Here is a 25,175-nt window from a genome sequence, read left to right as displayed (position 1 = left end):
TCGGCGTCCGCCCTATTTCTTCGTGCCGGTGACGACAACGTGGCGGAACTCGGCGGTGTCGTCGAACGACCCGACGCCGACCCGGCCCCATCCCAACGTCTTGTCGGTGGCGATCATGATCGGCTCGGTCCGCTCGTCGACATGGACCTCGAGACGACCCGTCGCAGCAGTCCGCACGAGTCGTACGCGGTGCCACTCCTGATCCACCAGCGGCGCGATCTCCGAACGCGAGTCGATGCGGCGCCGATCGGCGTCGTTCACCAGGAAGATGCCGTTGTGGACATCGTCTCGCGCGGCCGACAGGTGCACGTAGTAGAACCGCGTCGGCGACTGGTAGGCCGCGACCAGGAGCGCGTCGCGGCGTGGCGTGACCGGTGGCAGCGCGGCGGTGGAGCGAACCTCCACTTCGAAGGTCGTATCCGTGAGGTTGGGACCGTTGACGAGAGCCACGGCAGACGGGCGGCGGATCGGTCCGCCGGGCTTGCCGGCCGTGACGAGGGCGAGCAGGCCATCGCGCAGGGCCCAGATGCCGGTGCCGTCGAGCGTCCATTCCTTGTCGAGCGACTGTGGTGCGAAGGTGGGCCTGCTGGTCACCTGTTCCGCGTCCGCCAAGGCGAAGGCGGACAACTCTGCTGCCAGCAGCGAAACACCAAGGGCCAGGGCGGCCAGCGCGGTGCACGTGGAGCCGGCAATCGTCGAGGTGGTCCGCATCGCGGCATTATGGTGGATCGGTCCGTGCAATACGGATCCGCCGACAGATCGGTCAACGCGCAGCACGTCGCTGCCGGCGACCTGCATTGAGGAGGGGCGTGCTATGGGCATTCTTGGCTGGATCGTGTTCGGGTTGGTGATCGGTGCGTTGGCCAAACTGGTGATGCCTGGGCGAGATCCGGGCGGCATCATCGTGACCATGCTGATCGGCATCGTCGGCTCGCTGCTTGGCGGTTTCCTCGGCCAGGTGATGGGCTTGTACGGCCAGAATGACCCGGCAGGCTTCGTGATGTCATTGCTCGGCGCCATTGTGCTGCTCGCGATCTATCGCATGGCGACGGGAGGCCGGCGCATCACGACGTGAAATACTGCAGGGCTGCATCTTTTCACGTCTTTGCCAAGGCTTCGGCGGACAGGCAGCAGACAGTGGCCGGAGTTCGCGCACCACTGGCACAGGCCAGGGTCCGCGGGCTCTGGCCCTTTGTCGTCCCCGGCCCTTCGCGTGATGTGCGCAATCCCGACAAAAGTGGCTCAGTATCGAACACTCTGCAAGCCTGCTGGGTTTCGGGCCATCTACTCGGCGAGGCCGAGCATGCGCAGCAGTTGCAGCGCGTTGCCGGCCTGCGCGGGCCCTGGCCGCAGACGATAGTCGAAGGTCATCGAGATGGTCGGCCCGCTGCCGGCAAGCGTCTCCTGCAGGTGGAAGCTGTCGGCGTGCGCGGTGAACCCCGCGTCGCGCGCGAGTTCCAGATCGTGCGTGGTCACCGCGCCGATCGCCTCGCACCCGAGCAGGTGGTCGACCACCGTCCGCACCGCAATCTGACGCTCGGCGCTGTTGGTGCCCTGCAGCACCTCGTCGAGCAGGAAGCAGACGCGCCGGTCGGCCGTGGCGATGCGCGCGGCATGCACGATCTGTTGCAGTCGCACCAGCGACGCCATGAACAGCGAGAGTCCGAGTTCGAGCGAGTCGGACACGCGCATGCTCGTGTGAAGCGTTAGCCGCGGCACACGGAACGCCGTCGTGCACGTGGGACCACCCGCGTGGGCGAGGACGACATTCAGGCCGATGGCGCGGAGCAGCGTGCTCTTGCCCGACATGTTGGATCCGGTGATGAGCAGGAAGCGTCCGGGCGGGCCGAGCTGCACGTCGTTGGGGACACGGACGGCATCGGCCAGCAGCGGGTGGCCGACATCCGCCCCTTCGATCACCCCCGTCGTCGGATCGACGAGCGGGAACGTCCACTGCGGTTGATCGAACGCGAGCGCGGCCAGACCACCGGCCGCATCGATGCGGCCGACCGCCTCGAGCCAGCGGCGGACGTCGGCGCCGTGTCGCTGGCGCCAGCGCTCGATGAGCCACCAGACGTGGAGGTCCCACGACGTCAGCGTATGCAGCGGCACGAACAGCCAGGCCGTGTGCCGGACGTCGGAGAGCGCCACGAGTTGCTCGAGCTGGCGCAGCGCCGCCGGTGCGGCGTCGATGTCGGCACGCGCGGCAGCGAGCAACGGCGACGCGAATCGGGCCGCGTGGACATGCCCGATCACGGCAGCCCACGGTCGAAGCCCGTGCTCCCCTGACGCCCCGCCGACGGCGTGCTCCAGCGGTTCGTGGACCCACCAGCGCAGCACCCAGCCGAGCAGTCCCGTCAGCAGCCACCACGAGCCGGTCACCACGCCGATGTAGGCGCCGATGGCGCCAGTCACGGTGGCCACGCCGAGCACCACCGCCATGACCGATACCCACCCACGCCCACCGAGCCCGTTGCGCGCCTCGGCCCAGTGCACGGCCGCCGGCAGTTCGTGGTCGCCGCCGCTGCCCGTGGCCTCCGGCAGGAGGCGCGCAAGCGCGGACAACTGCTGCCTGAAGTCGAGCGCCGGCACCAGTTCGCGTACCGCTGCCTGGCGGTCGTGAATCGCCTCGAGTGGCGAGGCACCGCCGTGGAGCAGCCACTCGGCGAGCGAACGCCGGCCCGTGGGTGTTCGCACGGGCCCGATGACCTGCACCAGCGAGGCGTGACCAAAGATGTCGAGGTCGGCAGCGAAGGGGTGATCGTCGGGCACCGCAGGCTGCCACGGCGCGGGCAGGTCGTGCCACGACCGGGCCCGGCGAGCGAGCGCATGCCTGTTGAGGGACACCATCGCGAGGGCCGCGTCGCGGCGACGCTCGATACGGTCGTGCCGCACCACGAGCCACGCGAACACGATGACGCTGAAGCCCAGCAGCGCAGCGCTGGACGCGAGTGGCGATCGCACGAGCACGACGAGCGCCGCCACCGCGATCGTGACGACCACCAAGCGCGCGCGTGAGTGCCAACGCGATCGCTCGTCCGCAGCGTCGGCCACCGCCTCGTACTGCGTCACCCGGGCCCGGTAGACAGCGTCAGGCGACGGCATCGCGGGCGGCGCGGCAGGTCCGGTCACGCGTCCACTCTAACCTGCGGCTTCAGACCCGAGTCTGTCATGTCTCAAGCCGTCTCACGTCTCACGTCTCATGTCTCAGGTAAGTGCTTGAGACCTGGGACTTGAGACTTGAGGCTTGAGGCTTGAGGCTTGAGGCTTGAGGCTTGAACGTAAGCCCGAAGCCATACGCCATAGCCATGAGCCCTCACTACCTCAGCCTGGTCGCGAGCGCGTTGGTGCCTGCAGCGAGGGCCACGCCGTTGGCGTCTGAGTACATCGCGCGCTCGACGACGATTCTCGGGACCGGCGCGGCCTCGTCAGTGCCCAGCGCCTCGACGATGACGCCGAACCTTCGCCGGTCGACCACGGCGCCGAAGTCCGGGCCGATCGCGGCGTTGGTGCGCGACGACGCCGGCAGTCCGTAAATCCGACTCGCCGACTGGCCATCCTCGAACAACAGCGTCACGCGAGCACGCCCCTCGAACGTCGAGGTGTTCGCCATGAGCACGTACGTCTGCGCCGCACGGTCGCCACCAACCTCGCCCTCCGCCATCGCCCACATCACGCCGGTCTCGACGGCGCCTGCCGACGCATGTGCTTCGTGCCAGGTCGAGCCGTCGCCAGGCCACCACATCGCGCGCTCCACCATGAGGGGCACGCCGTTGAGTGACTCCACGGTCGCCGACAGCGCGACATCGGCCAGGGGCTCGCCTGCCACACCGTCGATCGTCTCGTGATCCACCCAGAGGCTCGTTCTCGCAGCCGCGGGTGCCACAAGCGTCCGCACGTACGTCCTGCCGTCGTCGAGCAGGTACGTGATCCGCACGGACGCGTCGACGTCGGCCGGGTTGGCAAGCAGGATGAACTCGTCGAAGAACGGACCGGTGCGTCCCTCGGCCAGGAACCAGCGCGTCGACGGTGCCCTGACGCCCATGCTCTCGTGTCCCGCGTCGAACAGCCGGCCCGTCGTCGAGCGATACATCGCACGTTCGGCGATGATCGGTTCGCCACCCGTCGTCTCGATCACGGCACTCACTTCGGTCGACGCCAGGGCCCGCCCGAGCCCGGGAAACTCCTCGAGGTTGGCCCAGATGTTCGTGCGCGATCGTGGCGCGAGCGTGTACGTCTTCTCGATCGGCGGCGCGCCGGCGCGCAGGTAGCGCACGCGGGCGGTGACGGTCGCGTCGCCGGGATTCTGCAGCAGGTAGAACAGCGCGAAGCCGCTGTGCGTGGCTCCCTCGGCAAAGTACCAGCGTGGTGAAGGCTCGGTCGTGGCCGTCTCGGCGTGTGCGCCATAGCCGGACCCATCCCACGTCATCGTGCGGTCGACCACGAGCGGCTGCGATGCGGACACGATCGTCGAGAACTGCGCATCACCAGGGCCGAGGTGATCGCGAGGCCACACCGTCCGCCGCGTGCCCGCGGGCACGTCCACCTGGACCTCGAGCGGCTCTCGCCCGGAGCGCAGGAATGACAGCGTGGCGGTCGTTGCAACGGTGCCCGGGTTGAGGAGCGCAAGGCACGTGTCGAAAAACGCCGACGATGCGCCCTCGGCCAGGTAGCGCGTATACAGGGTCGTGGGCGGATGCGGCGTGAAGACCAGGGTTCCCGTCCGGATGCCGCCGTCGAACGGTTGCGAGACCACGACCACCGCGGTCGTCGTTGGGATGGTCGATGGCAGCGCGAACGACGGCAGTCCAGCGCCATTGCTGCCGGACGGAAGCGCCGCGATCAGGACGTCGCTGTCGCCGGTGCCGTGCACGGGGCTCACCGTCAGCCATGCCGCGTCGCTTGTTGCCGTCCATGACCCCGTCGAACCGGACACATCGAGCGCGAGCGCACGCGTGCCGCCGGTGATCGGCGCGATCCACGCGGTCTCCGTGATACTGGCAGCGGGGGCGCCACCGCCCTGCATCACGGTGATCACGTGACCGGCGACAGTGATGGTCCCGGTGCGCGGTTGCGCAGGGGTCGTAGCGTCGACCGCGACGTCCAGGGTCGCACTGCCGTGACCGCTCGTGGGCGTGACGGAGAGCCACGCGACGTCGCTGACCGCGGTCCATGGCGCATTCGTGGCCGTTGTCGTGAGGACCACGGAGGCGAGTGCGCCACCGACTGGGACATCCAACGACAGCGGTGACGCGGTGAACACGCTTGGCGCACCCTGTTGGCTGAGTGTCACGACCTGGCCAGCAACCGAGACCGTCCCGCTGCGTGACTGCACCAGCGTGTGCGGCGCTACAGTGACGGTGACGATCGTCGAGCCGATGCCGGACTGCGGCTGCACGGCAAGCCACGGCGTCGTCGAGGACGCCGTCCACGAAGCGTCGGGAAGCGTGCTCGTGAGCGTGATCGTCACGGCGCCTCCGGCCGCGGACAGATCGACGCTCGAGGGCGTCGCCATGAACGAAGGCGTCGCCCCTGCCTGCTTCACGGTGACGGCCTGACCGCCGATCGTGACCGTGCCGGTCCGCGAGAACGCCGACCCCGAGTGCGGCCCCGCGGTGATGGTGATGGTGGCGTCGCCTGCACCGCTGACGCGGTCGAGAACCAGCCAGGACGCATCCGCGGACGCCGTCCACGGTGCGTCGGAGGGCGAAACGTTCAACGCGACGGGGGCCGTGCCGCCGGCGGCGGCGATCGTCACCGCCGTCGGGCCCGCCGTGATCGACGGCGTGGCGCCCGCCTGCATGACCGTGAACGTCTGGCCGGCAACGGTGATCGCGGCGGTGCGTGGAGATACCGACGACGTGTGAGCCGAGACGGAAACGCCCAGCGTCGCGCTTCCCGTGCCGGCGGCCGGGACGACGGTGAGCCAGGGCTGCGAACTCGTGGCCGACCAGGTGGCGTCCGGCAGCGAACTGGTCAGTGTCAGCATACGCGTCGCGGCGGCCGGTCCGATCTCCCAGGTGGTCGCCGATAAAGTCAAGGTGGGCGTCGCGCCCGATTGCGTCACGGCGACGCTGTGGCCGGCGATGGTCGCTGTCGCCGTGCGCGGCAGGGCCGACGTCGTGTGCGCGGTCGCCGTCAACGTCGTGCTGCCGCTCCCGACGCCCGATGCGGGGCTCACCGACAGCCACGCAGCATCGGTCGATGCCGACCACGAGGCAGCCGCGGGCGCGCTCGTGACGACCACCGCCTGGGTGCCGCCAGTCGCCAACGGCGCCCAGGTTGTCGGACTGATGCCGAGGGTCGCGATCGCTTCGGCAGCGTCGGCGATGCGGATCCGCGGGAACAGCGCCCCAGTGCGTGCATCGGTGATCCAGACCCCGGTCGTGCTCAGCGCGGCCAGGATGGTGCTCACTGAGGCCGCCGGTACCCGCTGCCGCAGCAGGGCCCACGCGCCCGCCACGTGAGGCGCGGCCATGGACGTGCCGCTCTTGGTCGCGTAACCGCCGCCGGATACGGGGGCCGTGATGGCGCCACCCGGCGCGAGCAACTGCAATTGGCTGGAGGCGTCGCTGTACGCCTCGACGACGTCGGCCTTCGATGTGCTCCCGACGCTCACCGCGTTCGACAGGCACGCCGGGAACTCGAGACCGGTGGCCGTGCCCGTGTTGCCGGAGGCGACGACAGGCGCAATCCCGACGGCGCGCAATGACACGAAGGCGGTGAACACCGACGGCGACGTGTCGTCGCAGGTACCGAAATGCGTGGTGCCGTTGCCGAGGCTCAGGTTGAGTGCCGCCACGTGGTACGTATTCGCGAGCACGAGCACGCGATCGATCGCGTGCAGGATGTCGCTGAAGTACGCGAGCCCGTCGCTCGAGAACACCTGCATCGCGATCACCGACGACTCGGGTGCGACACCTGTCGATCCGGCCGCGATGCCGGCGACGTGCGTGCCGTGCGTGCATCCGGGGCAGGGGGCGGCCGATCCCGCTGCGGTGGACGCGAACACGCCACCAGGACAGATACTGCTGCCGGGACTCCCGTGGCCGGAATAACAGGCTTCGGCGACCACTCGCCCGCCGAATGCGGGATGCCCCGTGTCCAGGCCATCGTCCAGGACCGCGACGGCCCATCCGAACCCGCGGTAGCCCTGCGCCCAGACGCGATCGGCCTGCACCAGTGGCACGCTCTGCGCCAGCGCGCGCTGCAGCGCCTGGTCTTCTTCTACTGTCGCCACCGACGGATCGGCCAGGAGCGTCTCCAGTCCGTCGGCATCGACGTCAAGGGCGGCAAGGGGCAGGGTCGACAACGTACGAGCCGCGCGGACGTGCGGGCCCAGGCGAGCGACGACGCGCCCGAGCGCGCCCGCGTTGGCTGCGCGCGCAGCAGCATTTAGGGCGGGAGCGGTCGGATCCGCCGTCGCCAGCAGGACGATGAGCCGGATCGTGGGATCGACGCGTACGCGCTGACGCCAACCGGCGATGGCCGTGGCACTGGCCGTGTCGGAGGGCGCCCCGGCCGTCAGCCGAGCCACGCGCCCGTCGTCGCCGGGTCGTGCTGCTCCAGGCTGCGCCGTCGCTGGCGCGGCCAACGCCAGCAGCAGCAGCGTCAACACCACCCGGCACGCCGCAGGCCGGCCGATCCGCCGCCACTCGGCGACTCGAGCAACTAGCCAGCACGCCACGACCAGGGAATCGACGCCCACCCATGCCAACCGTACTCCACCTCGCTGCCGGGACGGTTCACCCCCCGGGTTCCGGGTACCGGGTACCGGGTACCGGGCGCCAGGCACCGCATCGCCGCGTCGCCCAATCAATCTCCGTCCCGAATCCCGAGTACCGCGCGCGCACCGGGCACCATGTTCCGTCCTCCCTCTCCCTCCTCCCTCCTCCCTCCTCCCTCCTCCGTCCTCCGTCCTCCGTGCTTCCTCCGTCCTCCGTCCTCCGTCCTCCGTCCTCCCTCCTCGAGGGGGGATACACTTGCCCTCTTTCGAACCTGGGAGAACGCATTGATGCTTGGCATGCAGTCGCTGGTGAAGTCCTGGCAGGGTGTGACGGGTGGCGTGGCGCTGGCCGCGCTGGTGGCTGCGGCAGTCGCGCAGGTGTCGAGTGCGACGCCGACGCCGCGTGAGTGGCGCGACTACGCGGGTGGGCCGGACAGCTCCCGGTTCGTCGCGGCGACACAGATCACGAAGCGCAATGTCGGCAAGCTGCAGGTGGCGTGGAGCTACGCCGACGGCGACACCGATTTCAACCCGCTGGTGGTACGCGGCGTGATCTACACGCGGGCGCGCGGCAACGCGCTCGTCGCGGTGGACGCGGCCACCGGCAAGGAACTCTGGGCGTCAGCCGAGTTCAAGGCGTTCGCGATCCGCGGGGTGAACTACTGGGAGAGTGCCGACGGGAGCGACCAGCGCCTGCTGTTCAGCACGTTGAACATGCTGCGTGCCCTCGACGCGAAGACGGGCAAACCCATTCCCACCTTCGGCAAGGATGGTGTGGTCGATCTGCGTGAAGGACTGGACCGCGACCCGGCGAAGGTCGAGCAGCAGAGCCGCCTGCCAGGCCGTGTGTTCGAGAACCTGCTGATCCTCGGATCGGCGACCAACCGCGAGTACGCGTCGGCGCCGGGTGACATCCGGGCCTTCGACGTGCGCACCGGCGCGATGGTGTGGTCGTTCCGCACCGTGCCACGAACCGGCGACGAAGGTGCCGACACCTGGCCGGCCAACGCACGCGCGACCGTGGGCGGCGCGAACAACTGGGCCGAGTCCTCGGTGGACGTCACGCGCGGCATCGTGTACGTGCCCACGGGCAGCGCCAAGCACAATTTCTACGGCGGCTACCGGCACGGCGACAACCTCTACTCCGACAGCTTGATCGCGCTCGACGCGCGCACCGGCAAGCGCGTCTGGCACTTCCAGACCGTGCATCACGACATCTGGGACGTGGACAACAACTCCGCGCCGCAGCTGACGACCGTGCGTCACGACGGCCGCTCCGTCGACGTCGTCGCACAGGCCAGCAAGACCGGGTATCTGTACGTGTTCGATCGCGCGACCGGCAAGCCGATCTGGCCGATCGAGGAGCGTCCGGTGCCGCAGGGCACGACGGTACCGGGCGAGAAGCTGTCGCCGACGCAGCCGTTTCCGACCAAGCCAGCGCCGTTCGCGCGCCAGTCGTTCACGGTCGACGACCTCAATCCCTACATCCTCACCGCCGAAGAACGTGACCAGTTCCGGCAGCGCGTCGCCAAGGCGCGCAACGAAGGGCCGTTCACGCCGATCGGCTTCGAGGAAGTCGTGCACATGCCGGGCAACCAGGGCGGATCGAACTGGGGCAGCACGGCGGCCAATCCGACTGACGGACACGTGTACGTGATTGGCTTCAACGTGCCGACAATCCTCCGCCTGCTGAAGCCGGGTGAGAAGCGACCGGCGCGCGCTGGCGCGCCCGAGGAAATCGTCCGTGAGGGGTATCCGGTGACCGACGGTTTCGGGCTCTACCCGACGATCATCAAGCCGCCCTATACGACCCTGACGGCCTACGACCTGAACACGGGCGCCATCGCCTGGCAGAAGGGCCTTGGAGACGACCTGCGATTGCTGCCGATCGGCATCAAGGGCACCGGGTCGGCGGCAACGGTGAAGGGCGGGTTGATCGTGACCGGCACCGGGCTGTTGTTTGCCACCGCTGCCGACCGCAAGGTGCACGTGTACGACAGCGGCGATGGCAAGGAGCTGGCGACGTTTCCTCTCGGGGGTCCGACGAGTGGCGGGCCGTCGATGTATGAACTGGGGGGGCGGCAGTACCTGCTGATCACGGCATCGGCTGCGCAGCCGACGGGACCGGCCGCGATTCCGACGCCGCACACCGGCCCGACCGGACTGGTCGCCTACGCGCTGCCGAAATAGACGCGCGCGTTACACCTCCGGCCTGAGCAGCAACTTGCCCGTCGCGTGCAGCACGGCAAGGTTGACGCGGCCGGAGGTGCCGATCCGGTCGTAGATGCGGGCGAGGCTGTTGCTCACGGTGCGTGGGCTGATGCCGAGTTGATCGGCGATCTGCTGGTCCGTGTATCCCTTGGCTACCCTCGTGACGATGTCGAACTGGCGTGGAGTCAGCGTGAAGACGGACACTGGAGCCCTTCCCGCGTGGAGCGTAACAACCACCGCTCGACCTGTCGTGAGTAGGCTTGCTCACGGCAGCGTCAGAGACCACGAGTTGATACGTAAGCACGCGCGCTACACCCGGAGGGGGTGCGTTCGGGCGCAGGGGAGGGCGGTGCCGGGGGCACCGACGGCCAGAGGCGGAACCTCTCCACAGTAGGCCTTTTCCCGCACGATGGGAAATGCCGTCGCCGCGGAGGCGCAAAGTGACAATGTCTTTTCAACGGCGATGGACATCCGCCGCGCTACTGGCGGCGGCAATCGCCACGACGCCGGTGATACACGCGCAATCGCTGCTGTCCCGGCCGGTGCATCTGGGGATCGCCGGGCAGCCCGAGTGGGACAGTTTCCGCAGCAGTCCGCCCGCAGCCGATTCCCTCACCCTGACGTTCGAGGCGCAGGCCAACGATGGCGAGCAATCGCTGCTGATTCGCCAGGCCGATGTGAAACAGGACTGGCGTGTCGAGATCAATGGCACGCGCATCGGCCTGCTGGTCCGCATGGAGGCCGACCTCGTGCAGGTACTGCCAGTGCCCGCAGGAACGCTGCGAACCGGGCCCAACACGTTGCGCGTCAGTTCCACGACGCCATCCGACGACGTGGTGATTCACGACGTACGGCTGGAGCCAGTGCCAGTGGCGCGACTCCTCACGTCGAGCTTGGGCGTGCGCGTGACCGGTGGCGATGCGCAGCCGCTTCCGGCACGAGTGACGATCGTGGATGCCAACGGCGCGCTCACGCCATTGCAGGCCGTTCCGGGTGAGGGCCACATGGCCGTGCGGCCCGGAGTCGTGTACGCGGCTGCCGGCCCGATGGACGTGAAACTGCTGCCGGGAACGTATCGCGTCCGGGCGACGCGTGGCCCCGAGTATGGGATGCACGAAACCACGATCACGGTGCGCGCCGGTCAGAGGCAGGAGCTGCCCTTGACCCTGGTTCGTGAGGTCGCGACGCCTGGGTGGGTCGCCATGGACACGCACATTCACACCCTCGAACTGAGTGGACATGGCGATGCGAGCGTGGCCGAGCGCGCGCTCACACTCGCCGGTGAAGGCATCGAACTCGCCATCGCCACCGAACACAATCGCGTCGCCGACTACTCGCCGGCACTGAGCGCGACGGGTGTGGCCAACGAGGTCACGACGATAGCGGGCAACGAGGTGACCACGGCGCGCGGGCACTTCAACGTCTTCCCCGCGTCCGAGGCAGGGCCGGCTCTCCTTGGCCGACGAAGCGCGCAGCGCGAAGGTGGCCGAGCCCGGCCAGACGGCACCGTGACCGTCCTCAATCACCCGCACGACACGCACAGCGATTTCACGCCGTTCGCCCGCGCCAACTTCAATGCCGCCACCGGCGCGACTCGGGGGCTGGCGCACGCGTTCACGGCGATGGAGGTAGTCAATTCCGGGGCGATGCGGTCGGACTGGATGGAGCCGATCCGCAGCTGGTTCGCGCTGATCAATCGTGGACTCCACATCACGCCGATCGGCGCCAGCGACTCCCATGACGTCAGCCGCTTCATCGTCGGCCAGGGGCGGACCTATGTCCGCGCCGCCGATGCGACGCCAGGGCGCATCGGCGTGGACGAGGCCATCACGAGCATCGGCGCTGGCCGCGTCGTCGTGAGCCTCGGGCTCTTTCCACAGGCTCGGATAAGCAAGGCGGGCCCAGGGGACCTGGTGAGCGGGCGAGACGCGAAGACGATCGAGGCAAGCGTGTCCGGTCCGTCGTGGGTCAGCGCCGACCGCGTGGCGCTCTTCGTGAACGGGCGCGAGCATGCACATGCGACCGTGCCGCGCGCCGCGGCGACGCGAATCGAGAAGGCCATGGTGACCTGGCCGCTGCCGCGACGCGCCCACGATTACTTCGTGGTCGTGATCGCCAGCGGTCCCGGCGTCACCGACCCCTCATGGGCCATCCCCAGGCCGTACCAACCGACGACGACGGCATGGCAGCCGGTGGTGTTCGGGCTCACGGCGCCGATCTTCGTCGATGCCGACGGCGACGGCTCTTTCACGTCGGCACGTGCTTACGCAGAACGCCTCGTGGACCGCTACCGCGCGCTGCCCGACCTGCTGGCAGCGCTGGCCGGCTACGACGCGGTGGTCTCCTCGCACGCAGCCGAGTTGCTCGAGGCGCGATCGGTGGCGCTCGACGACGATGCCGCCCGCGCCGCGATTGCCAAGGCGGCACCCGAAGTCCGCGAAGGCATGGCGGCATTCATGGCCGCTCATTGATGCCGGAATGCCGGGGGCTCCGGGTACCGGGTACCGGGTACCGGCTCAGGGCTCCGGGCTCCGGGCACCGACAAACGCCGAACGCCGCTCGTAGGCGTCGAGCTTGCTCGACGCGCTGCCGCTTTACGTCACACCTCCGGGCTCGGGGCACCGGGCACCGCAAGATCGCGGATCGGGATCGGCAAAGGAGGTAGCGGCCCGCCGTGCCAGCGGGCCGTTCCACTGGGTCTGCGTCGGCAACGACGGTCTTCGCCTTCCGTCGACCTGAAGGTCGACGGCTACGTGCACCACGCATCAGGCTTGAGACCTGCAGCCTGAGACCTGAGACCTGAGACCTGCAGCCTGAGGCCTGAGACCTGAGACCTGAGACCTCTACGCGACGACCGGAGCCGCGAACGCGGGGCTGGTGACGAGGGCGGCGGCGCCGCGCAGGCGAGGTTGCTCGGAGGCCGGGACGACGACGATCTCGATGTCGGCGTCTTCGGGGACCAGCGTGAGTTCACGGAGGACGCGACGCACCGACGGCAGCACGATGTCCCACGCGTCGGTGATCTCGCCGCTCATGTAGATGCGGGCCGGCTGCACGGCCTTGACGACCATCGACAGGCCGCGCGCCAAGTACGCGCCGGTTTGCTGCAGCACGTCGAGGGCGTGCGCCTCGCCGGCGTGGGCGCGCGCCACGATCTCTTCCATCGTGATGTCGGGCGGGTTGGTATCGGGCCACGACGCGCTGCGCCCGAGATAGCGCGCCACCGTCGCGCCAACCGACGCGTACGTCTCCCAGCAACCGCGCAGCCCGCACCCGCACAGGGGCCCGTCCATGCTGATTGGGATGTGCCCGAACTCGCCAGCGCCGTTGCGGGCGCCGCGCACGAGCTGTCCGTCGAGCGCAATGCCCACGCCGACGCCATCCGACACGTTGACAAACACCACCGGTCCCTCGGCGGCCGTGCTCCGCACCGCCCAGAGCTGGGCAAGGACCGACGCCTTCACGTTGTTCTCGACGACGACCGGCAGGCCGGTCGCCTCCTGCAGCGGGTCGCGCAGCGCGACGTCGACCCAACCGAGGGTCGGCGCCCGCAGGAGCCGCCCCTGTTCGGTATCGACGAGGCCCGCAATCGACACCCCGATCCCCAGGCACTCGCCGACGACGGCCTTGTCGGAGAGGACGGCGGCGACGCCCCTGGCCAGCAGTGGCACGACTTCACAGGCATCGGCGGGCGTCGGCAACTGCTCGAGCGGGCGAAGCGGGTGTCCAAGCAGGTCGGACACCTGCACCAGCGTCCGGCTGGCGCTGATGTCCACGGCCACCACGCATCGTTGGCGCGTCTCGAGGAACAGGTACTGCGGCTTGCGGCCGCGCTTGGTCTCCCCCTTGGCGCCTTCGAAAATCTGCTGCGTGTCGAGCAGGTCCTGCACGAGGCGGCTGACCGCGCCGCGACGCACGCCCATCAGGCGCGCCAGTTCGGCGCGTGAGATCGGCTGCCGCGTCCGCACGAGATTGAGCGCGATCTGGCGGTTGATTTCGCGCGAGGTGCCCCGGTGGGCGATCCGGAACTCGGTCAGGTTGATGCGACGCATCGGCGTTCGGTCGCGATTATGGTCCAGAATGGGCCAATCGTGACCTGGACGACTCCAGCGACCATCCTGGGGTTCCTCGAGCGAGGGATCCGCAGGCACGCAGGCATGACCGGTGTGACCCTGCTGCTGGCGGGAGTTGTGGCTGTGCCGGGCGCGACTCGCCAGGCTGCGCCGGCATCCGCCGCAAGTGACGACGCGCGCGCGCGCCTGGGTGGCTTGCGCCGACAGGCCGAGGACGCCTTGCGTCGTGCAGACAGCCCTTCGACGACGGCCGCGGACCGCGTCGAGTCGTTGCGAGGGGCTGCGGCATCGCTCGAGGCGATCGCCCGTGATGAGGCGGCGGCGCGAGTGCTGCGCGCTGACCTTGTCGCGGATGTGCGGCGCACCGCCGGGGCACTCCGCGCGGCGGTCGACGGTGGCGTGGCCGTCGACACGTCACCCGTCAAGTCCTTACTGGATCGGCTCCGCACCGCGCTGGATGGGGACGTGGCCCTCGGCCTCACCTTCCAGGGCAGCTACAGCCAGGCGCGCGCGAAGGAGCCGGTCTATGGCGGCCACGCGTCGGCGATGGGGCCGGCGCCAGCCGCGGGTGCGGCGGAGGCGACAGGCGCTCCGAGCCCGGTCACTTTCCACGAACACGCCGTCGTGCCGACGCGCACGTGGGATGGCGGACCGGCCAAGGACCACATCCTCGAATCGCCGGGCAACGGCGTCGCGCTGGTGGACGTGGACGGCGATGGCCTGCTGGACATCTATCTCGTCACCGCCGCGCAACTCGACGCCTCGCGCTCGCGCATTCCCCACCGCAACGCGCTTTACCGCAATCTGGGCAACTGGCGCTTCGAGGACATCTCCCGCAAGGCCGGCGTGGACGCGGCGGCCTGGGGCAATGGCGTGTGCGCCGGTGACGCCGACGGGGACGGCCGTGTCGACCTGTACGTCACGAACTGGGGGACGAATCTCCTGTTCCGGAACAAGGGCGATGGACGGTTCGAGGACATCGCCAGTGCGGCCGGGGTCGCGGCCGGCGGCTGGAGCACCGGCTGCACGTTCTTCGATGCCGATGCCGACGGCGACCTCGACCTGTACGTGGCGCGGTATGTGAGCGCCACCGACGAGGATCTGCAGCGAGCACGCCGCACGCTGCGATGGCGCAATGGCCCGGCCATCATGGTCGGCCCCGCGGGGCTTCCCGGAGAGTCGGACCTCTTCTTCGAGAATCTTGGCAACGGCCGCTTCCGCGAAGCCGCCGCGGCGCATGGCCTCGCCGATGCCGCGCGCGCCTACGGCTTCGGCGTCGTCGCCACCGACGTCGACGACGATGGCGCCGTGGATCTGTTCGTGGCCAACGACTCGAACCCGAACTTCCTGTACCGCAATCTCGGCAACGGTCAGTTCGAGAGCGCTGGACTGTTGGCGGGCGTCGGCGTCAACGCCGAGGCCCGCGCGCAAGCCGGCATGGGTGTCGACGCGGGTGATGCCGATGGGGACGGGCGCGTCGATCTCGTGCTGACCGCGTTCGCGCACGACCGCAACACGCTGTATCGGAACCTTGGCAACGCCACGTTCGAGGACGCCTCGCTGCAGGCAGGACTGGCGACGATCACGTTCCAGCGCATGGGATGGGGCGTCGCGTTCCTCGATGCCGATCTCGACGCGCAGCTCGATCTCTTCATCGCCAACGGTCACATCTTTGCCGACGTCGGCGACTACCCGGAGCTCGGCGAGACCTTCGCGCAACGCAACCAGTTCCTGCTCAACACCGGGGGAACCTTCCGCGATGTCTCCTCTACCGCCGGGCCGGGACTCCAGGTGATGAAGGTCAGTCGTGGACTGGCGGTCGGCGACATCGACAACGACGGCGACCCCGATGTCGTGATCAGCAACATGGACGACGCGCCGACGCTGCTCGAGAACCGCCAGGCCACCGGCCATCACTGGATCTCGTTGCAGCTCGGCACGCCTGCGGGTAATCGGCTCGCCATCGGCGCCAGGGTCACGGTCACGGCCGCCGGGCGACGCCTCGTGCGGGAGGTGCGCTCCGGCGGCAGCTTCATGTCGCAGGGCGACCTGCGGCTGCAGATCGGGCTCGGCGCGCATGCCGCTCCCGTCGACGTCGAGGTCCGCATGCCGGGCGGTGCCCGGTGGGCATGGCGCGGGCTGGCCATCGATCGCCTGCACGCACTGGCGCTGACCCCGGAGACACGTACCGGGGCCCAGGCCGGAGCCTCCCGGTGATCCAGCGGTTGCGGGCATGGCACGTGGCTTCTGACAGGACCGGCTCTCCGAGCCCGGCCTTCTTTGCCGTCGCGGTCGTGGCCATCGTCGCTCTCACCGCAACAGGCGTGTGGTCACAGGCGCCACAGCCGGTGTTCAGCCCGACCCTGAAGACGCCGGAAGCCCTCGCCCCTTTTCTGTCGCACGTCGACGCAGGCACCGACAGCTTCGCCTTCGAGCGCGACGCCGAAGCCATCGAGGCGCGCCTGTCGGACCTCGGCGACTGGCTGCGCGGCGACGGCACGCGGCCCGCGTTACCGAATGGACTCTTCTCGCCTGGCTTCCGCGGCAGCGCCGTGTTCGACGAGGCGGCGCGCGCCGATGCCACCACCGCGCTCGAGATACGCCACTGGCCCGGGTCCACCGCGACGACACTGGACCAGCGCGCGATGATCGCGCACCTGCGGCGTCTGGCGGCTGCATTGGGACCGGTGTCGGTGACGGAGTTTTTGGTGACGGCCCTGCCTTCGCCTTCGGCTTCGGCGCGGCAAGCGCCATCGTCGCCTTCGGTTCCACCCTCGCGTGAGGCCTCGGCAAGCCAGGCACCGGCCTCGCGTGAGGCTTCAACGGGCAACGTCATCACGGACGTACGCGCCGAGATCGTCGGCCAGTCGGCTGGCGGCGCAAGGGCCTCGCATGTCGGCACCTGGCACATCGCCTGGCAACGGGTCGGCACAGGGTGGCAAATCGTCGAATGGACGGCAGGTCCTTCCGTGACCAGCCGTGCCCCGGCGCCACTCTTTCGCGAGATCACGCAGGACGTCGTCGCCCCGGGCAGCGAGGCGGCGCGGCAGTTCTCGACCCACCTCGACGACTGGATGGCCCGGCTCGATTCGGTGCTGACACGGGATTCGAACGGCCATCACGGCGTCTCGGTCGGCGACGCGGACGGTGATGGCCTCGAGGACCTGTACGTCGCGCAGCCGTCCGGGCTCCCGAACCGGTTGCTTCGAGCGCGCGAAGACGGCACGTTCGAGGACGTGACGACCGCGTCCGGCGTCGGCCTGCTGGACGACACCGCACAGTCGCTGTTTGCCGACATCGACAACGACGGCGACCAGGACCTGGTGCTGGCCATGAGCCTGCAGCCGCTGTTGTTGATCAACGACGGGCGCGGGCACTTTGCGGTCGTCGACAAGGCGTTTACGTTCGCGTCGCCGCTGCAGGGTGTCCTCACGGGCATCACGATGGCCGACTTCGATCGCGATGGCTTCCTCGACGCGTACCTGTGCGTGTATTCGTACTTCTTCGGCGCCGGCGAGGACAAGGCCGGTACGCCCATGCCCTATCACGATGCCCGCAACGGGCCACCGGGTGTCCTCTTCAGGAACGATGGCCACGGCCAGTTCGTCGACGTCACCGCGCAAGCGGGGCTCGGGACCGGCAACGACCGCTATCACTTCGCGGCCTCGTGGGCCGACTACGACGATGACGGCTGGCCCGACCTCTTCGTCGCCAACGATTTCGGCACCAAGAACCTGTATCGCAACCTCGGCGCCCAGGGTGGGGTGATCCGCTTCGAGGATGTCGCGGCACGCGCCGGGGTCCTCGATCACGGCGCCGGCATGAGCGCGGCCTTCCTCGATTACGACAACGACGGCCGGCTCGATCTCTACGCCGGCAACATGTGGAGCGCTGCCGGACAGCGCGTCACCGGCTCGGCCGCATTCATGCCTGACGCCTCACCCGAAGTGCGAGCGCTCTATCGGCATCACGCGCGCGGCAACTCGCTGTTCCGCAACCGCGGCGACGGCGCGTTCGACGACACGTCCACCGAAGCCGGCGTGACGATGGGACGCTGGGCATGGGCGTCCGATACGTTCGATTTCGATAGCGACGGATGGCAGGACCTGTACGTCGCCAACGGCATGCTCTCGCGGGCAGGCGACCGAACCGACCTGGACAGCTACTTCTGGCGTCAGGTCGTGGCGCGGTCTCCCCTCACGCGAATGAAGGGCTCGCCGTATGACGATGCGTGGCGGGCGATGAACCTGTTGCTCGTGCACGGTTCGATCGCGAATCGCCAACGCAACGTGTTGCTGCGCAACGACGGACAGGGCCATTTCGATGACGTCTCGGGCGCGACCGGCCTCGATCTCGATCAGGACGGCCGATCCTTCGCGGTGCTCGATCTGGATCGTGATGGCGACCCGGACCTCGCCGTCATGGCCGCTCGCCAGGCGCCACAGTTGCGTGTCTTCCGCAACGAGTACCCCGCCCGTGCCGGACTGACGATCCGCCTGACCGGCACCACCAGCAATCGCGACGCGATCGGCGCCAAGGTTTTCGTCGAGACCGACATCGTCAAGAACCTCAAGGTGGTGCAGGCGGGGTCGGGGTTCCTGTCGCAACATTCGCGCGAACTGCTGTTCGGCCTCGGCACCAGCAGCACCGTGCGTCGTCTCAGGGTGGTGTGGCCGACAGGCACGGCCCAGGAGTTCACCGACCTTCCGGTCGGCATGCGCTATCACCTCGTCGAAGGCGGCACGCTCGAGCGTGAACCCCTGAACCGATCCGTTGGTAGGGACGGCTCTCCGAGCCGTCCCTCACGTTCGTCGTCGCCCGCCTCGACCCCCGCCGACGCGACGTGGTTCTACGAGCCGTTGCCGGCACCCGAGTTCACCGCCACGCGCCTCGGCGGCACGACGCAGACGCTCGCGGCGTTCAAGGGACATCCGTCGGTCGTGCTGCTCTGGCGCAGCGACGTCCCGGCATCTCTGCAGGCGCTCGACGCGCTGGCCCGCGGACGCGCGCAACTCGATGCGGCGCAGGTCGGCGTGCTGGCGATTGCCCTGGACGATGCCGATCAGGCCGCGCGCGTGAAGGCCGCGGCACCGGCGTCCGTGCCGGTCGTGCATGCGACGCACGCGCAGGGCCTCCTCTGGGCGATCGTGTACCGGCACCTGTTCATGAATCGCCCGCCGATGCCGCTCCCGACGACGCTGCTCCTCGATGGCAACGGCGGCATCGTCCGTGCCTACCACGCCGGCGTGGACGCCGCACGCGTGCTGCGTGACGCCGCCGCGATCGAAGCGACCGCAGGCGAGCGACTGGCGCGAGCGCTGCCCTTCCCGGGCGCCTTCCACGCGCCGCTGGCGATGCGCAATTTCCTCCCATACGGACGGGAGCTGCTCGACGAGGGGCTCGAGGCCGAGGCAATCGTCGCCCTGGAGCGCGCGTCGCAGGCCAATCCGAGTGCCTCGGTGCTGTATCGCCTGGGCACGCTGCTCACCAAGACGGGCCAGGTACCGCGAGCACGTGCCGCGTACGAAGCGGCGCTGGCACTCGACCCGTCGTTGGCCGAGGCGCACAACGATCTCGGCACGTTGCTGGCCCAGGACGGCGATCTCGATGGCGCGATCGCACGGTTCCGGCAGGCGCTGGCGGCGACGCCGGAGTATCCCGATGCACTCAACAACCTCGGGTATGCGTTGCTGCTGACTGGCCGCGAGGCGGAAGCTCGACCCATGTACGAGCGCGCACTCGTCCTGCAGCCCGATTTCCCCGAAGCGCTCAACAACCTGGGGCTGCTGCTCGGACGCGGCGGCGACCTCGAGGGTGCTGAAAAGCACTTCCGCGAGGCGCTGGCGCGCCGCCCCGACTTCGGCGACGCCACCAACAACCTGGCCCTCGTGCTCGTGGCTCGTGGCCGGTCCGAAGAGGCGGTGACGCTGCTCGAGGACCTGTTGACCAGAACACCGGCCTTCGAGAACGCGTACGTGACCATCGCCCGGATTCACTTGACCGCCGGACGTACCGCCGACGGTCTGCGCGCGGTGGAACGGTTATTACAGCGCAATCCGACGCATGAGTTAGGGCTCGCCCTGGCGCGCGAGTACCGACCACGCTGACCACTCGGCCCAAAGTGGTCCTACCACATCACTGACAAGGCCACGCCACACTATTGACACACGGACCAGTCCTCGATAGATTCGTGCCGCTTCGTCCCACTGTGTGTCAAACGTGCATCGCCGTCTTGCGGTGCAGGGAGGTTCCATGTCCTTCGACCGAAGGCTGCAATGGCTCGCGCGCACTGCGCTCGCGAGTCTCGTGGTCCTGGGGTTGGCAGTGCACGGCCAGGCGCAAACCACCAGCGCCTCGGTCTCGGGTACCGTGCAAGACCAACAAGGCGGCGTACTACCGGGCGTGACCGTCACGCTCACCAGCCGCACCCAGGGCAATGCTCTCACCGCCGTCACCGATACTGACGGACGGTTCGTCTTCAACATCGTCCGGCCCGACACATACACTCTGCAGGCGGCGCTCCAGGGCTTCAAGACCCTCGAGCAGTCCAACGTCGTCGTCAACGCCAACGACCGCATCGCGATGCCTGCCTTCTCGATGGAAGTCGGCGCGATGACCGAGGAAGTGACGGTTTCGAGCCGCGTCAGCGAACTGCAGACGACCAACGGCGAGCGTTCGTTCGCACTCGAGAACGCGGCACTGACCAACATCGCCAACAACGGCCGTCAGCTGTTCAACTTCGCCAGGCTCGTGCCGGGCGCGTTGCCCCAGGGCACCTCAGGCCAGGAGGTCGGCTCGGTCAGCGGCTTCACCGTCAACGGCATGCGCCCGAACTCCAACAACATGACCATCGACGGTGTCGCCAACATCGACACCGGCGACAACGGCGGCAACATGGCGACGACCAACATCGACGCCGTCGCCGAGTTCAAGGTGCTGACCAATTCCTACGCGGCCGAGTACGGCCGCGCGACCGGCGCCCAGGTCCAGGTGGTCACCAAGAGTGGATCGCGCGAGTTCCACGGCTCCGGTTACTGGTATGGCCGGCGCTCCGACTGGAATGCCAACTCGTGGACCAACAAGCGCGTGACACCCGAGATTCCCAAGGTCAAGGCCAACCGCAATGACGGCGGCTACACAGTCGGCGGCCCGGTGTTCTTCCCGGGTTTCAACGAAGACAAGCGCAAGCTGTTCTTCTTCTTCAGCCAGGAGTACCAGCGGCGCACCGACCCGCTGGCCAGCGCCCGTGAGACCCGCGTGCCCACCGCGCTCGAGCGACAGGGCGACTTCTCGCAGAGTGTGGACGCGAGCGGCAACCCGTTCCCGTACGTGCGCGATTACACGACCGGACTGCCCTGCAGCGCCGCCAACACCACCGGGTGTTTCCAGGACGGTGGTGTCCTCGGCCGCATCCCCGCGAGCCGCCTGTACCAGCCCGGCCTTGCGATCCTGAACATCTACCCACAGGCCAATGCCTCAGGCCTCGGCGCGGGTATGAACTTCACGAGCCAGGACGCCAGCAGCGCGCCGCGGCGTGAAGACCTGTTGCGGATGGATTACCAGATCACCGACAAGTGGCGTGTTACCGGCCGGTACATGAACACCAAATTCACCCCCCTCCAGGCGTACGGTACGACCTGGGCTGGTAACGGCAGCGACCAGCTGCCGCTTCCGGTGGAGCAGACCCTGCCAGGCAAGAACTACATGCTTTCGGCGACGGGCGTGCTCAACCCGACGACCTCGCTCGAAGTGAGCTGGGGTCGCGCCGCCAACTCCCTGAATTACGACATGCAGCTGGACAAGCTGTATCGCGCCAATTCCGGCACGAACGGCCTGCCGTACCTGTATCCCGATGCCGTGCAGGGTGATTACGTGCCGGAATTCCAGTTCCGCGGCGGCCGGACGTCCAACGCCGGCCAGTACCAGACCGACCGTGGGCCGTTCACCAACGAGAACATCACCCACGACGTGCTCTTCAACATCACCAAGCTGTTCGGCTCGCACAACACCAAGGCCGGCCTCTACTACCAGAACAGCTACAAGCCGCAGAGCATCTTCGCGAGCTTCAACGGCCGCGTCAACTTCGCCGACGACGCCAACAATCCATTCGACTCAGGTTACGGATACGCGAATGCCGCGCTGGGCGTCTTCAACACCTACACGCAGGCCAACAAGTTCGCGATCCCGGAGTGGCGCTACACGAACGTCGAGTACTACGTCCAGGACAACTGGCGTGCGGGCCGCAAGTTGACGCTCGACTACGGCGTCCGCTTCTATCAGCTGTCGCCGCAGTGGGACCACACCGAGCAGGCCTCCAACTTCCTGCCCGACGAGTTCAACGCCGCCAATGCCGCGAAGCTGTTCCGGCCGGTCTGCCTCAGCGCCTACCCGTGTGACGGCGCGAATCGGCGCGGCATGGACCCCCGGCTCGTCGCCGCGGGCGTCGCGCCGACGACCGGCAACACGGTCGAGGGACGCTTCATCGGCCGTTTGACGCCTGACTCGGACCGCTTCAACGGCGCGTTCCAGGCCGGCCAGGGCATCAACCCCGAGTTGCAGGACGGCTCCGCGTTCAAGGTCTCGCCGCGCGTCGGTTTCGTCTACGACTTCACCGGTGAGGCGGTGACCATCCTGCGCGGCGGATGGGGCATCTTCTACGACCGGCCGCAGGGCAACATGGTGTTCGACATGATTGCCAACGCGCCGGGCGTGCTGAACTCGACGGTCCAGTGGGGAACGTTGCAGGGCCTCACATCGGGCGGCAGCGACCCGAACCCAGTTCTGGCGATGAACCCGACGGTGTACGAGTTCGACCCGCCGAAAACGACGCAGTGGAACCTCGGCGTCCAGCGCAAGCTGTTCAAGAACTTCATGTTCGACCTGGCCTACGTGGGATCGACCTCGGACAACCTGCTGCGTCAGGTGCAGATCAACTCGCTGCCGTTCGGTGCGACGTTTGCTGCCGGCAACCAGGACCCGACACGTGCCGCAAGTACCACTCCTGGCGCGACCGCGCTGCCGACCGATCTGCTCCGGCCGTATCCGGGCTACGGCGACATCCGGATGTGGGACTACAGCGGCTACGGCAACTACCACTCGCTGCAGACCGGCATCAACCGCCGCTACGACAACGGGTTCATGTTCTCGTTCTTCTACGTGTGGTCGAAGGCACTCGGCATCAACAACGACGACTTCGCGGCCGGTGTCCCCAACCAGACCGATGAGCAGATTCGTCGCCTCGACTACTCGCTCACCAACTACGATCGGCCGCACAACTTCGCCACCAACTTCGTCTATCAGACGCCGGAAGTGAGCCAGTCAAAGGCGCTGGGCCTCCTCGTCAACAATTGGCAGATTTCAGGCGTGTACTTCTGGACGAGCGGCCGCCCGTACACGGTCGGCTTCAACATCCCAGGCATCGGCGCGAGCAACCTGACGGGTACCAACAACCCGAACGCGCGTATCGCGCTGACCTGCGACCCGGGCGCCGGCTACAGCGACGACCCGTACCGCCAGTTCGACACCTCGTGCTTCGCGCCGCCGCAGCCCAGCAGCGACGGTGCCGAGTCGGCGCGCTTCTTCGTCCATGCGCCGCCGATCGACAACCTCGACCTCTCGTTGTCGAAGACGTTCGCGCTGCCCAAGAACATGCGCTTCGAGTTCCGCGTCGACATGTTCAACGCGCTGAACCACACGCAGTTCACCGGTGTCAACGCGACGGCGAACTTCGCGAGCCTCACCGACCGCACGATCACCAACCTGCCGTACGACAACAGCGGCGCGCTGGTACGGCCGCAGGGCTTCGGCGCCATCAACGGCGTCGCGCCAGCCCGCAACCTGCAGGTGATGACGCGGTTCACCTTCTAGCCCCGCCTCCGGTCGCTCCGCGACCTCGGCGGGCAACGCTCATCGGCGGACCTCCTCAAAGGGAAGTCCGCCGAAGTTCTAGACCGAATCAAGGCACGACAACGGCCCCGGGATCGCGAGATTCCGGGGCCGTTCGTGTCTGTGGTCAGACGGAGCGTCTCAGGTCTCAGGTCTCAGGTCTCAGGTCTGAAGAACGCGCCAGTCGCCGCTCGATGACGATCAACGGTCGGGCCGGCTCTCCGAGCCCGGCCCGACGCGAATCCGGGAAGTTGTCGCGGCACGGCCGCGTGATGAAGCGGAACCGGGCATGGGCGGTCGGCGCCAGGACCTGACGCGAAGGCCGAAGGCCGACCGCCGATCTGGCCCCCAATCGGCGTGTCTCACGTCTCAGGCCTCAGGTCCCAGGCCTCAGGCCTCAGGCCGGTTAACGTCTGTCAGCGCAGCTGCGGCAGGCCCAGCGCGATCGACGCCACGATGGCGAGCGCCGAGGCGGCGAGGCAGGCCAGCGCGATCAGCAGGTGGTCGAGTCGTTCGGGCCGCAGCGGATCCATGATCCGGCCGGCCAGGTAACCGCCCACGAACCCGCCCGCGTGCGCGAAGTTGTCGATGCCCGGCATGACCAGGCCGAACAATCCCAGCATGATCGCGTAGCCCACCGCCTGGCTCCGCACCGCACTCATGCCGCTGCGCCGCCCGTAGTACACCAGCGCGCCGAGCAGGCCGAAGATCGCGGCCGACGCGCCGACGGTGAACTGCGCGCCGCGCAGCATCGGCAGCGGCATCCACACCAGCACGACTCCGGCGGCCGAACTCGCGATGAAGCCGCACACCCCTGCGACGGTGTACAGGATGACCGTGCGGCCGGGGCCGTAGATGTCGGCCGTCGCCGGCGCCAGTTGGCGCACCCACATCATGTTGAACACGACGTGCAGGAGCCCGCCGTGCAGCCAGCCCGCACTGAGTACCGTCCACCATCGTCCATACCCGAACACCGGCACCGCGCCGCTGGCGCCGAAGAGAAACAGGCTCGCCATGTCGGGCGACAACATCGAGAAGAGCCCGCCCATCCGTATTCGCTGCCCTGACATCAGCAGCGTCAGCACGTAGAGAACCCCGCAGGCGGTCGTGATCAGCGACACGAAGCCGAGGTCCTGGCCGAGCCGGCGCAGCAGCGGCGCATAGCCCCACAGTCCCGGATTGCGGCGGCCGCAATTGAGGCATGTCGCGTCCCGCACGCCCACGAGCGTGCCGCAACTGGAGCACACCACCGCGCCTTCAGTCTGCCGTTTGAACATGTG

12 protein-coding genes are annotated in these 25,175 nt (G+C 68.3%); 6 read left to right on the top strand and 6 right to left on the bottom strand.

The genetic code is table 11. From position 1 onward, the window contains the following. Positions 1-12 precede the first annotated feature (12 nt). The gene (locus tag LuPra_RS07015) at positions 13-594 is read right to left on the bottom strand and encodes a LamG domain-containing protein (protein WP_157898843.1); all 582 of its coding nucleotides are present in this window, start codon (positions 592-594) and stop codon (positions 13-15) included. On the opposite strand from LuPra_RS07015, the gene LuPra_RS33640 reads away from it, so the two are divergent. Next, positions 578-1,075 (top strand): GlsB/YeaQ/YmgE family stress response membrane protein, encoded by a 498-nt coding sequence (locus tag LuPra_RS33640; RefSeq protein ID WP_237050853.1) that lies wholly within the window; start codon positions 578-580, stop codon positions 1,073-1,075. The two genes, LuPra_RS07015 and LuPra_RS33640, sit on opposite strands and share 17 nt — an antisense overlap. Positions 1,076-1,284: 209 nt before the next feature. Here the strand turns inward: LuPra_RS33640 and LuPra_RS07005 are convergent, their stop codons facing one another. Then, complete coding sequence (locus tag LuPra_RS07005) at positions 1,285-3,132, bottom strand: MutS-related protein (protein WP_157898842.1); 1,848 nt, start codon at positions 3,130-3,132, stop codon at positions 1,285-1,287. Positions 3,133-3,319: 187 nt separating this feature from the next. Further along, positions 3,320-7,708 (bottom strand): BACON domain-containing protein, encoded by a 4,389-nt coding sequence (locus LuPra_RS07000; protein WP_234800909.1) that lies wholly within the window; start codon positions 7,706-7,708, stop codon positions 3,320-3,322. Positions 7,709-8,023: 315 nt separating this feature from the next. Here LuPra_RS07000 and LuPra_RS06995 point away from each other — a divergent pair, with 315 nt between their 5' ends. Further along, a complete protein-coding gene (locus tag LuPra_RS06995; RefSeq protein ID WP_162271313.1) occupies positions 8,024-9,916 on the top strand; it encodes an outer membrane protein assembly factor BamB family protein in 1,893 nt (630 codons plus the stop codon). 9 nt (positions 9,917-9,925) lie between these two features. Here LuPra_RS06995 and LuPra_RS06990 read toward each other — a convergent pair whose 3' ends face one another. Next, positions 9,926-10,141, bottom strand: a complete 216-nt coding sequence (locus tag LuPra_RS06990; RefSeq protein ID WP_157898840.1) for a response regulator transcription factor — start codon at positions 10,139-10,141, stop codon at positions 9,926-9,928. 242 nt (positions 10,142-10,383) lie between these two features. Here LuPra_RS06990 and LuPra_RS06985 point away from each other — a divergent pair, with 242 nt between their 5' ends. Continuing rightward, complete coding sequence (locus LuPra_RS06985; RefSeq protein WP_157898839.1) at positions 10,384-12,408, top strand: CehA/McbA family metallohydrolase; 2,025 nt, start codon at positions 10,384-10,386, stop codon at positions 12,406-12,408. 372 nt (positions 12,409-12,780) lie between these two features. Here LuPra_RS06985 and LuPra_RS06980 read toward each other — a convergent pair whose 3' ends face one another. After that, the gene (locus LuPra_RS06980; protein ID WP_110170082.1) at positions 12,781-13,989 is read right to left on the bottom strand and encodes an ROK family protein; all 1,209 of its coding nucleotides are present in this window, start codon (positions 13,987-13,989) and stop codon (positions 12,781-12,783) included. Positions 13,990-14,028: 39 nt separating this feature from the next. Between LuPra_RS06980 and LuPra_RS06975 the strand changes: the two genes are divergently transcribed. The 3 genes from LuPra_RS06975 to LuPra_RS06965 all read left to right on the top strand — a co-directional run bounded on the left by LuPra_RS06975 (position 14,029) and on the right by LuPra_RS06965 (position 23,877). Beyond that, complete coding sequence (locus LuPra_RS06975) at positions 14,029-16,227, top strand: CRTAC1 family protein (RefSeq protein ID WP_162271312.1); 2,199 nt, start codon at positions 14,029-14,031, stop codon at positions 16,225-16,227. A 23-nt stretch (positions 16,228-16,250) separates the two neighbouring features. Beyond that, positions 16,251-20,117 (top strand): FG-GAP-like repeat-containing protein, encoded by a 3,867-nt coding sequence (locus LuPra_RS06970; protein ID WP_162271311.1) that lies wholly within the window; start codon positions 16,251-16,253, stop codon positions 20,115-20,117. 145 nt (positions 20,118-20,262) lie between these two features. Then, a complete protein-coding gene (locus LuPra_RS06965; RefSeq protein WP_110170079.1) occupies positions 20,263-23,877 on the top strand; it encodes an outer membrane beta-barrel protein in 3,615 nt (1,204 codons plus the stop codon). A 434-nt stretch (positions 23,878-24,311) separates the two neighbouring features. On the opposite strand, the gene LuPra_RS06960 is transcribed toward LuPra_RS06965, so the two are convergent. After that, on the bottom strand, positions 24,312-25,172 hold the full coding sequence (locus tag LuPra_RS06960) for a rhomboid family intramembrane serine protease (protein ID WP_110170078.1): 861 nt from the start codon (positions 25,170-25,172) through the stop codon (positions 24,312-24,314). Positions 25,173-25,175 lie beyond the last annotated feature (3 nt).

Source organism: Luteitalea pratensis, assembly GCF_001618865.1.
GTDB lineage: Bacteria > Acidobacteriota > Vicinamibacteria > Vicinamibacterales > Vicinamibacteraceae > Luteitalea > Luteitalea pratensis.
This window is presented reverse-complemented; position numbering and strand designations above follow the sequence as displayed.

Bases quoted from the DNA above. Each gene is read 5' to 3' on its own strand.
- LuPra_RS06995 (WP_162271313.1), top strand. From the start codon at position 8,024: ATGCAGTCGCTGGTGAAGTCCTGGCAGGGTGTGACGGGTGGCGTGGCG.
- LuPra_RS06960 (WP_110170078.1), bottom strand. From the start codon at position 25,172: ATGTTCAAACGGCAGACTGAAGGCGCGGTGGTGTGCTCCAGTTGCGGC.
- LuPra_RS06980 (WP_110170082.1), bottom strand. From the start codon at position 13,989: ATGCGTCGCATCAACCTGACCGAGTTCCGGATCGCCCACCGGGGCACC.
- LuPra_RS06965 (WP_110170079.1), top strand. From the start codon at position 20,263: ATGTCCTTCGACCGAAGGCTGCAATGGCTCGCGCGCACTGCGCTCGCG.
- LuPra_RS06985 (WP_157898839.1), top strand. From the start codon at position 10,384: ATGTCTTTTCAACGGCGATGGACATCCGCCGCGCTACTGGCGGCGGCA.